This is a genomic window from Helicobacter bilis (assembly GCF_900198365.1).
GTDB classification, from domain to species: domain Bacteria; phylum Campylobacterota; class Campylobacteria; order Campylobacterales; family Helicobacteraceae; genus Helicobacter_A; species Helicobacter_A bilis_B.
This window is the reverse complement of record NZ_FZMS01000072.1, coordinates 38,107-48,383: the sequence shown is the minus strand read 5'-3', so window position 1 is coordinate 48,383 and position 10,277 is coordinate 38,107. Positions and strand designations below refer to the sequence as shown.

Here is a 10,277-nt window from a genome sequence, read left to right as displayed (position 1 = left end):
TAGGATTCTTAAAAATGCGTCTGGGTTAAGAATACAGAATCTAAGCTAGGATTTCGAACAAACTGCTTAAGATTCTAACCTAAAAGCCATATTGAAAATCTAATCAACCACCACTCATAAATTGCAAAAGCTCTAGCTTATCATGTTCTTTCAAATACACTTGTGTCCATGTGTCTTTTTTAACTACATTTGCATTTAGAGAAATTGCTACGATTTTATCTTCTACTTCTAATTGCTCTAAAAGCTGTGTGATTGTGATGTTATCCGCTATATTTTGATGTTCGCCATTAATAGAAATTTGCATGATATTCTCCTAATAAAAAGATAAAAAACGCTTCATTGTAACATACTTCTGTCAAACTCACCTAAGATTCTATGTATATTTATAGCGATATGCGTTAAGTTACGATACAAAGTTACATTCTTATAGAATCTTAGAAAAATATCACGGGATTTTTGTGCTATCATTTTATAGAAACTAAACACATTAAAAAGCAAAAAAATGACAATTATTAATGATTTTACAATTAGAGAAGATGCCTTTTTTATAGCAGATTCACACTTTAAAGAAAATGATGTGAATCTTTTAGAATATTTTGATAATTTTCCCCCGCAACGACAGATTATTTTAATGGGTGATATATTTCATTTTCTTATCGGTAGCGTTCATAGTAGTTGCGTTGCAAATAGGGGGCTTATAGAAAAGATTGCCAAGCTAACTTTTAGCAATGAGATTATAATAATAGAGGGAAATCATGATTTTGGATTAGATTCTGTATGGAGAGGTTATGATTATAATGCCAAGAATCTAAAGATTTATGCCTATTGTATGCAGCCGCTTATCATAAAAGGCAGTAATGAGACAATATATATATTAGCCCATGGTGATTTATGGATTAATAAAAATTATGATTCTTATCGTAAGTTTATTACTAAACCTTATGTCTTATTTATTTTTCGGTTACTTGATACACTAAGTTGTGGTATAATTTACAAAGCAATTGCAGCTCGTATAAATCAAAAACTGATTGCAGAATTTTCATTTTTTCGCACTGATTTTCTACATTTTATGTCTGAAAGGATTGTAAAATATAAATCTCATGTTATTCAGAAATTAATTAATGATGGATTTGCCACAGGTATTACAAAGTTTTGTATTATAGAGGGACATTATCATTTAGGACAACATGTAAAGGAAGAAAATGTTTTTTATAACGCATTGCAATCGTGTTATTTTCACAAAGATTATCTTAGTTTTAAACAGGGCAGCTTGTTTATAGAGGTGGCGTATGGAACAGAAAAAAGCATATCAGACAAAAATATCCTCCAATGAAATAGAATTGGTAGATTTTAGAATCAATGAGCAAACTAATGGCGAAGTATATGAGGGTATCTATGGTATAAATGTCGCAAAAGTCCAAGAGATTATACAAATGCCAGAAACTTTTGAATTACCAGCTAGTCCAGATTATGTCATCGGTGTATTTGATCTTAGAGGCATTATTATACCGCTTGTAGATTTAGCAACATGGCTTAATATTAAGGACAGAGAGGCAGATTTGCCCCTACACAAAAAGCGAGTGATTATCACTGAATTTAATAATTTAAAGATAGGTTTTTTAGTGCATGAAGCAAAGCTTATTAGACGCATAGGCTGGGATAATGTCCAAGCAGCACAATTTAGCTCAAATAGCCATAATTTAGAACGCGGTAAAATCACAGGGACAACACGCATAGAAGATGGCAAAACGCTTTTAATCCTTGACTTAGAGGGCATTGTTGATGATCTCGATTTTTATAGTGATAAACAAGATAAAAAAGAGTTGCAAGAAGTAACTAAGAAGTTTAGCGGACATGTATTAATTGTAGATGATAGCACTATTGCTCGCTCTTTATTGAAAAAGAATCTCAAAAAAATGGGTTTTACTGTGATTGAAGCACATGATGGCGAAATGGCATTGCAAACGCTAAATGATTTGTATGTGGAAAAAAATGGAAATCTCACTTCATTTATACGCTTTATTATATCTGATATTGAAATGCCTAAAATGGATGGCTTCCATTTCGCAGAAATCATTAAAAGCGATGAAAGATTCCAATCTATACCATTTATATTTAACTCGTCTATCTGTGATAAATTTAGTGAGCAAAAAGGGCGAGATATTGGTGCGGATGCCTATTTAGTAAAGTTTGATGCACAGACTTTTTATGATGAAATTATAAAAATTTTGGAATAAACCAAAAATATTTTTTTTTATGTTATAATTGGCAGTTATGAAAAAGCATGGATAATGCAATACATATTTATAGTTATTTAGAGGTGTTAAATGAATGATGATATGCAAGAGATAATGGAGGACTTTCTGATTGAAGCCTTTGAAATGGTCGAGCAACTTGACCAAGATTTGGTTGAATTAGAAAACAACCCTGAAGATTTAGATTTGTTAAACAGGATTTTTAGGGTAGCACACACTATAAAAGGTTCAAGTTCATTCTTAAATTTTGATGTTTTAACACATTTAACACACAATATGGAAGATGTGCTTAATAAGGCTCGTAGGGGTGAGCTTAAAATCACACCTGATGTAATGGATGTGATTTTAGAATCAATTGATTTAATGAAAGCTCTTTTAAGCGTTATCCGTGATAATGGGACTGATGCAAATAGCGGTATTGATGTAAGCGATTGCGTGAAGCGTTTGCAAGCTATCTCAAAAGGTGAAGCGATCGATGAAGCAACCGCAGAATCTCCAGCTACGGAGGCAGCACCTACACAAGAAGCACAACAGGCTAATACAGAATCTAGTAGCACAGAGAGTGCAGAATCTGCGTCAGCAGATTCTGAAGAAGAGCCAGATTATGCTAATATGTCGCCAGAAGAAGTAGAAGCAGAAATAGCAAGATTGCTTGCAAAAAGACAAGAAGAAGATAAGAAGAGAAGGCAAGAGAAAAAGCAAGAAGAAGCACAAGCAAAAGCCACAGAACAAAGGGTGGCACCTGCTGCAGCCCCAGCCGCAAAGGCAGCACCTAAAGCGGAAGCAGGTGGGCAAAAAGCACCTTCTGTTGCAGTAGAGCCAACCGTGCGTGTAGATGTAAAAAGACTTGATCACCTTATGAATCTTATCGGGGAATTAGTTTTAGGTAAAAACAGACTCATTAGAATCTATGGTGATGTTGAAGAGCGATATGATGGGGAGAAATTCCTTGAAGAGTTGAATCAAGTCGTAAGCTCAATTAGCACTGTAACGACAGATTTACAACTTGCGGTTATGAAAACAAGAATGCTTCCTGTTGGTAAGGTGTTTAGTAAATTCCCAAGAATGGTGCGAGATCTAAGCAGGGAGCTTGGCAAAAACATTGATCTAATCATTAGCGGTGAAGAAACAGAGCTTGATAAATCCATTGTAGAAGAGATTGGCGATCCGCTTATCCACATTATTAGAAACTCATGCGACCATGGTATCGAAGTGCCAGATGTGAGAAAAGCAAATGGTAAAAGTGAAGTTGGTAAAGTCGAGCTTAAGGCTTATAATGAAGGAAATCATATCGTCATTGAGATTAAAGATGATGGTAAGGGGCTTGATGCTGAAATGCTGAAAAAGAAAGCTATTGAAAAAGGGCTTATTAATGAACGAGATGCTGAAAACATGAGTGAAAAGGAAGCATTTGGTATCATTTTTAGACCGGGCTTCTCAACTGCGGCAAGCATTACGAATGTAAGCGGTCGTGGTGTAGGCATGGATGTTGTGAAAACAAATGTTGAAAAGCTTAATGGTATCATAGAAATAGATTCTGAACTTGGCGTAGGCACGACACAGAAGCTAAAGATTCCATTAACACTAGCTATTATGCAAGCCTTGCTTGTTGGAGTGCAAGAAGAATACTATGCTATACCACTTAGCTCGGTATTAGAAACCGTGCGTGTATCACAAGAAGAGATTTACACGGTTGATGGTAAAAGCGTATTGAGACTAAGAGATGAGGTGTTAAGCCTTGTGCGATTAGCAGATATTTTCAAGGTAGATTCTGTTTTAGAAAGTCTTAATGAAGTCTATGTTGTTATCATCGGTTTAGCGGAGCAAAAAATCGGTGTAATTGTAGATTATCTCATCGGGCAAGAAGAAGTTGTTATTAAAAGTTTGGGCTACTATCTCAAAGGCACAGAGGGCATTGCTGGAGCAACTGTTAGGGGAGATGGTAAGATTACCTTAATCGCTGATGTTGCCGCAATGATGGATATGGCAAAAGATGTTAAGGTAAGTGTGAATAATCTTATTTCTCAAAGCACTGCGGCAAAAGCTAAAAACTCACCAAGCGATTACATTGTATTAGCAATCGATGATAGCACAACAGATAGAACAATTATGAAAAAATGCTTGAAACCTTTAGGTGTTACAGTGCTTGAAGCAAGCAATGGACTAGAGGGACTTGAGATTGTAAAAAGTGGCGATCATGACCTTGATGCTGTGCTTGTTGATATTGAAATGCCTAGAATGGACGGCTACACTTTTGCAAGTGAAGTAAGAAAATACAATCGCTTTAAAAACTTGCCACTCATCGCAGTAACAAGCAGGACAAGCAAAACAGATAGAATGCGTGGTGTAGAATCTGGTATGACAGAATATATTACAAAGCCATATACGCCTGAATATTTGTTGAATGTCGTAAAACGAAATATTAACTTGCAAGTAGATGGAGAATAAGAATGGATAATAACGCGTTAAAAGATGTATTTGCAAAACAGCAAAAGCAAAATGTGGGAGAAGAGTTGCATAGTGATTCTGAACATATCGTGCAATTAATTGGTTTTGTGGTAGGAACTGAAGAGTTTGCAGTGCCTATTTTAAATGTTAAAGAGATTATAAAACCTATTGATTTCACTCGTGTGCCGGGTACTCCAAATTATGTAATGGGTGTATTTAACCTTCGTGGGAATGTATATCCGCTCATTAATCTTAGAATGAAGTTTGGTATCCCACAAACAAAACAGGATAAAGATACACGCTATTTAGTTGTGAATCATAATGATGAAATCGCTGGTTTTGTTATTGATAAATTGACAGAAGCTATAAGAATTGATGAGAATCAAATCGATCCTATACCAGATACTTTCAATGAGCAAGAAAACTTATTATATGGCATTGCAAAGCAAGGTGATAGATTGACTACAATATTACGCGTTGATAATCTTTTGAAAAGAAACTTCTAAGATTCAAAAAATATTTGTTTCTTAATGAAATAAAGAATGATATATGCACTCTCGTTCTTTATTTGATCAAAAAGATGACATACCATTCATTTTAAGATATTAATAGATAGATCTAGGGACTTCATTTGGGGTGTTAGCTCAGTTGGGAGAGCACAACGCTGGCAGCGTTGAGGTCAGGGGTTCGAACCCCCTACACTCCACCAAAACCAAAAAAATGGCAATATGTTGTCGTAGTGCTTTTATATATTGGAGAGTGCGTGAATGCAAGTATGCTTGTAAGGTATATCCTGCAAAGAATAATCATATCAAATCCCCACCAATCATTCCCTCTCACTATCCAAATCACTTGAGAGCAATCAAGCAATAATAAAGATTGATAGAGTAATTGCATTTCCTCTTTTACATATTTGAATGAGATTGCAAGAAATCACACTCTTTGATAGCACAAAAGTAGGCAAAAATACACCCTACGCATACCTACACAACAGGAATCTAAGATCCCTACCATTTTCGCAATACGGAAAACACCAAGCCTAGATAAACCATGCTTGGCTTTTATAATACCAACACAGCAACCCTAATATTATAGCCCTACTTTTAAAAAACTAAGCTTCCATTCTTACTGTGTTCATGCTGGCACGGATACCTTTTAAGGTATCACAAAAATTATTAACACTTTATAGTTTAGCGAATTCATGTATTTTTTAAAATTTAAATTTACCTTAATTGGATATAAACATTGTATTTAGTGTCTATTTGACGCATTGTGCAACAAGGCTAAAGGGTATAACTAGAGGTTTTTTAGGCATAAATAATATATGCTGCCAACATATAAACCGCAAAAGAAATGTTAGTCTAACAGAATTATCATTACAAGCAATCAATAAGACAATACCAAAACTTATAGAAATAAAAATATTCTCATTTCGATCTTTGCAAACACAAATTTAGTATTTGCCAGAGCAAAAGCCACAAGATTCTATATTATTTGAAAAAAAAGGGAGGCAAGATAATGTCAAAACTATAATAGATGACATTATCAAGGTTATATTGAGAGAGCTATAAAAATTTTACAACACTATTTTAATAAGTTTCAAAAATCTTTGCAATAGCGTCTGTTTTGTTTGTTTTTGTCAAAGCAAGCATGAGTAAAATTCGTGCTTTTTGTGGATTTAGATCATGTGCGCCGATAAATCCAAGTTTAGAATCATCACTATTTGCAAGCACAATGCCAGAGCCAACTCTTGAGCTTTGCACGACTACTAAGCCCTGCTGCATAAGACTTTTTAGCACTTCTTTTTGATATTTATGGATACTACCAGCACCAGTTCCAGCTACAACAATGCCTTTTGTCCCAGCCTTAAATAAAGCCTTAGCTGCAACACCAGAGCCATCATTTGCATAAGAATACAATATATCAACTTTTGGCAAAGATTCTATTCTATCTATATTAAAGATACTTTTTCTTGTGTGTGGTTGCAATGGAGCGTAGTTAAAAAATACATTTCCATCAAGGATATAGCCCATATCGCCACTATTTGGGGACTTAAAAGTCTCAACATTTAGGGCATGTGTTTTTGTAGCACCTCTTGCACTCTGAATCCTATCATTCATAGCGATCATAACGCCTTTATTTCGTGCCTTTGGACTTGCAGCAAGGGCTACTGCATTATAGAGATTCTTAGGACCATCAGCACTCATTGCAGTGCTTGGTCGCATAGCACCTACTAGCACGACAGGCTTATCACTCTTAATTGTTAAATGCAAGAAAAACGCAGTCTCTTCCATTGTATCTGTGCCATGTGTGATAACGATACCATCTACATCAGGACTTGCTAAAAGGCTATTTACGCGTTTTCCAAGAGTTAGCCATATCTCATCAGTCATATCTGCACTATCGATATTTGCAATTTGCTCTCCTTTAATGTTGGCAAGATTCTTAATCTCTGGCACAGCATTAATCAATACATCAACACCTACAACACCCGCAGTATAACCAGTCGTTTTGATATTAGAATCAATCGATCCTGCAATAGTCCCACCTGTTGCAAGGATTACGACATTTGGCTTTTTTGAGACTTGTGCCGTCTCAATCGAGAACGCTTGTAACATCACTGCACTTCCTATCATCAGCAAAAAAAAGCATAGAAAAACTTCTTCATACAACACCTTTTAAAGTAAATTTGGAGTAAATCCATAAGGTATTATATCAAAATTTATAATTTTTAGTATGATAAAATTTAATACCTTTTTGCAAGTTTCTTCAATAACTCATGCGTATCAAGGACTATTGTAAGCATTTGTGTATTTGCGATCTTTGTATCTGTGAAATGGAATATAAAGCTAAAACGAGTAGAGCTATACGCATTTTTATACTCCCAATACATCTCCACTCTATCATAGAATCTTGCTTGATAAAAGGGTAATCCCCAATATAGCGACTCCCCATACTCGCTAAAATACTTCATTTGCCCCTGCCCATAATACAAGCTATTTTCAACGCCAAAGCCCTTATATTGTGCTTTTAGCATAAAGTCTAATCCAAGAGAGTTAGAAAAAGGAACAAGCCCACTAGAATGTCGTCTCTTACGCTCCACAGACCCAAGCACACCTAAACTAAGATTTATAGAATCCATATAGGGCATAAATCTCTTTTGCAAGTCAAAGCCAACAAAGGCGTTATAATACAATCTATCAAGCAGCCATACATCTTTTATCGTATTTAAAGGATTGAGTAATTCATCATTTTTTGTATGATAAAGCAGGAATGAAGCCCCAAGAAAGATATTATCATGCCACAAATTCTGCTGCAAGAAGCCTTGAGCTAAAAACTCATCGATTCGTTTTTGCAGATTCCCACCATACCAGTCAAATATAAATTCTGCGTTCAAACCTTTATTTTGATATTGCAGACCAAAGCCATTTGTCATAGGATTTTGCAGTAAAAAGTCCTTGCGATAGTAGAGATTAGGATATACGCCAATCCAGTGTTTTTTTGGAAAGATTCCAAAATAGCCACTAAAATTTTTATAATGCGTATCACAATATAAACTCAAACCTACATTTTGTGGAAATTGCGGGATTTTCTCACCCATATTCATAATGTAGTATCCGCCGACACGAAGATTCTGCCCATAAAAATGCAGTCCTATTTCAGGAAATATACTTGCTTGAAGCAGTGTGCGTGTATCCCAATACGGAAAGGAATCTTCTAAATTATCCGCAAAAAATGTAAAGTCAAAACCATATATGAAATGTAAATCATTAGGGATATTATTAGAATCTTTTTGTTGTGTTATGCTTTGTGTATGTGTAGTGTTAGATTCTTTAGTTTCTAATTGTTGTTTTATGGAATCTTTTAGGAATGTTGGGGGAGGGGTTAAAGATTCTGCATTATTTGCAATTTTTGTATTGTTTAGAGTTATGTCATTGGAATCTGTATCGCTAGATTCTATAAAAGCATACTCTTTTATCTGTTTTGCAGACACTAAGTTGATCGTAGTTAATACACATGAAAATATAAATAATAATTTATACATTATGTTGTCCCATTTAAATATTAAAATCTTTTTATCTCTAAGCTTCAAAGATACTAAAAGCTTGAGATTATACCCTACTTTTTATGCTTTATTGCCATTAGATTAAAATCTAAATTTAGTCTTTGTGGAGAAAAATATCTAAAAATCTCAATAAAAGTTTTACAATACACTACTAACAACACTCACACATTTTCATACAAACTAAATAAAGTTTATATACATAAACTCATATTGTATGCTATAATAACACTAAAAGTTTTACGAGGTATATATGGCAAAAAGTTTATATCAAACATTAAATATTAGTGAAAATGCAAGTGCTGACGAGATTAAAAAAGCATACAGAAAGCTTGCAAGACAATATCACCCCGATGTGAATAAATCCGCAGAAGCTGAAGAAAAGTTTAAAGAGATAAATGGTGCGTATGAGATTCTAAGCGATCCGCAAAAAAAGGCTGAATACGATCAATATGGCGATAGCATGTTTAATGGGCAAAATTTCAGTGATTTTAGCCGCTCTTATCAAAGTGCTGATTTAAATGATATTTTAAAAAATATTTTTGGTGCGCGTGGCAGGGGCTTTAATGGTAGTAATTCAGGGTTTAGCTCATTTAACTTTGGTTTTGATAATGGTATGGGTGATGGCATTGACTTAGACATTGAAGCAAGGGCGAGCATATCGCTTAAAAGCGCGTTGTTAGGCGATACTTTGCGTTTGCACTTAAATGGTTCTAGCTTTGAGTTAAAGATACCAGAGGGCATTACAAATGGTTCAAAACTTCGTGCAAAAGGTAAAGGTAAAAAACTTGGCAATATGGTCGGCGATGCGATAATCACCATTGAAATAACACCAGAGGAAGGGTATAGCATTGATGGTTATAATCTCACTCAAGTTGTAGAAGTGCCACTCAAAGCAATGCTTTTTGGAGATAAAGCGAGTATAAAAACACTGCGTGAAGAAATGATTATTAAGATTCCAGCAAATATGCAAAATGGAAAGAAAATGCGTATTAAAAACAAAGGTTTTAAAGATAGAAAGACGGGGCAATATGGAGATTTAATCCTGCAAGTGTATGCAAAATTGCCAGATTCTAATACGCTAAGCAATGAGTTAAAAGAGTTGTTGCAAAAAGAACTATAAGGAAAGGAATAGCATGGATGCAAGTTATGATGAACCGGTTTTTTTGATTAGCGTAGTAGCAAAGATACTTGATATTCACCCGCAAACTTTGCGGCAGTATGAGAAAGAAGGGCTTATTGAGCCTTCACGCACTGATGGGAAAATGCGGCTTTATTCACAGCGAGATATGGATAAGATTAAGACGATTTTAAAGCTTACTAGAGATTTAGGGGTGAATCTTGCGGGTGTGGATATTATCTTGCGATTAAAAGAGAGAATGGATGAGCTTGATAGTTTAAATGATGATTTGCGGAATAATTTGCATAAACAGCAAAGCACAAAGAGTGTATCAGGCGATTTAACGATTATCAAAAGCTCTTATGAGCTTGTTTTGCATTCCAAAAAGTAA

At 34.9% G+C, this 10,277-nt stretch carries 10 protein-coding genes and 1 tRNA gene; 7 read left to right on the top strand and 4 right to left on the bottom strand.

Annotated features, from left to right (window positions below; genetic code table 11):
- Positions 1-103 precede the first annotated feature (103 nt).
- Entirely contained in the window at positions 104-304 is a 201-nt protein-coding gene (gene thiS / locus C6H08_RS09150; RefSeq protein ID WP_034564104.1) for a sulfur carrier protein ThiS, read from the bottom strand.
- 198 nt (positions 305-502) lie between these two features.
- On the opposite strand from thiS, the gene C6H08_RS09145 reads away from it, so the two are divergent.
- From C6H08_RS09145 to C6H08_RS09125, 5 genes are all read left to right on the top strand, one after another.
- A complete protein-coding gene (locus C6H08_RS09145) occupies positions 503-1,333 on the top strand; it encodes a metallophosphoesterase (protein WP_034564102.1) in 831 nt (276 codons plus the stop codon).
- Positions 1,290-2,237 (top strand): chemotaxis protein CheV, encoded by a 948-nt coding sequence (locus tag C6H08_RS09140; RefSeq protein ID WP_005218354.1) that lies wholly within the window; start codon positions 1,290-1,292, stop codon positions 2,235-2,237. Before C6H08_RS09145 ends, C6H08_RS09140 begins: the two co-directional genes overlap by 44 nt.
- 90 nt (positions 2,238-2,327) lie before the next feature.
- Positions 2,328-4,703 (top strand): hybrid sensor histidine kinase/response regulator, encoded by a 2,376-nt coding sequence (locus C6H08_RS09135; protein WP_034564100.1) that lies wholly within the window; start codon positions 2,328-2,330, stop codon positions 4,701-4,703.
- Between the two features lie 2 nt (positions 4,704-4,705).
- A complete protein-coding gene (locus C6H08_RS09130; RefSeq protein WP_005218356.1) occupies positions 4,706-5,209 on the top strand; it encodes a chemotaxis protein CheW in 504 nt (167 codons plus the stop codon).
- Positions 5,210-5,336: 127 nt separating this feature from the next.
- Positions 5,337-5,412 (top strand) — tRNA-Ala (locus tag C6H08_RS09125).
- Here C6H08_RS09125 and C6H08_RS09120 read toward each other — a convergent pair.
- From C6H08_RS09120 to C6H08_RS09110, 3 genes are all read right to left on the bottom strand, one after another.
- On the bottom strand, positions 5,400-5,600 hold the full coding sequence (locus tag C6H08_RS09120; protein ID WP_080732180.1) for a hypothetical protein: 201 nt from the start codon (positions 5,598-5,600) through the stop codon (positions 5,400-5,402). The genes C6H08_RS09125 and C6H08_RS09120 overlap by 13 nt on opposite strands.
- Before the next feature lie 692 nt (positions 5,601-6,292).
- Positions 6,293-7,321, bottom strand: a complete 1,029-nt coding sequence (locus tag C6H08_RS09115; protein ID WP_052092860.1) for a type II asparaginase — start codon at positions 7,319-7,321, stop codon at positions 6,293-6,295.
- Positions 7,322-7,449: 128 nt separating this feature from the next.
- Positions 7,450-8,748 (bottom strand): hypothetical protein, encoded by a 1,299-nt coding sequence (locus C6H08_RS09110; protein ID WP_034578895.1) that lies wholly within the window; start codon positions 8,746-8,748, stop codon positions 7,450-7,452.
- 271 nt (positions 8,749-9,019) lie between these two features.
- On the opposite strand from C6H08_RS09110, the gene C6H08_RS09105 reads away from it, so the two are divergent.
- Both C6H08_RS09105 and C6H08_RS09100 read left to right on the top strand, forming a co-directional pair.
- Complete coding sequence (locus C6H08_RS09105; RefSeq protein WP_034564096.1) at positions 9,020-9,889, top strand: DnaJ family protein; 870 nt, start codon at positions 9,020-9,022, stop codon at positions 9,887-9,889.
- 13 nt (positions 9,890-9,902) lie between these two features.
- Positions 9,903-10,277 carry a heat shock protein transcriptional repressor HspR gene (locus tag C6H08_RS09100; protein ID WP_004087982.1) on the top strand — a complete coding sequence of 125 codons (375 nt, stop codon included), beginning with the start codon at positions 9,903-9,905 and terminating at the stop codon, positions 10,275-10,277.

Coding starts and splice junctions, on each gene's coding strand:
- thiS (WP_034564104.1), bottom strand. CDS start 304: ATGCAAATTTCTATTAATGGCGAACATCAAAATATAGCGGATAACATC.
- C6H08_RS09145 (WP_034564102.1), top strand. CDS start 503: ATGACAATTATTAATGATTTTACAATTAGAGAAGATGCCTTTTTTATA.
- C6H08_RS09140 (WP_005218354.1), top strand. CDS start 1,290: ATGGAACAGAAAAAAGCATATCAGACAAAAATATCCTCCAATGAAATA.
- C6H08_RS09135 (WP_034564100.1), top strand. CDS start 2,328: ATGAATGATGATATGCAAGAGATAATGGAGGACTTTCTGATTGAAGCC.
- C6H08_RS09130 (WP_005218356.1), top strand. CDS start 4,706: ATGGATAATAACGCGTTAAAAGATGTATTTGCAAAACAGCAAAAGCAA.
- C6H08_RS09120 (WP_080732180.1), bottom strand. CDS start 5,600: ATGCAATTACTCTATCAATCTTTATTATTGCTTGATTGCTCTCAAGTG.
- C6H08_RS09115 (WP_052092860.1), bottom strand. CDS start 7,321: ATGTTACAAGCGTTCTCGATTGAGACGGCACAAGTCTCAAAAAAGCCA.
- C6H08_RS09110 (WP_034578895.1), bottom strand. CDS start 8,748: ATGTATAAATTATTATTTATATTTTCATGTGTATTAACTACGATCAAC.
- C6H08_RS09105 (WP_034564096.1), top strand. CDS start 9,020: ATGGCAAAAAGTTTATATCAAACATTAAATATTAGTGAAAATGCAAGT.
- C6H08_RS09100 (WP_004087982.1), top strand. CDS start 9,903: ATGGATGCAAGTTATGATGAACCGGTTTTTTTGATTAGCGTAGTAGCA.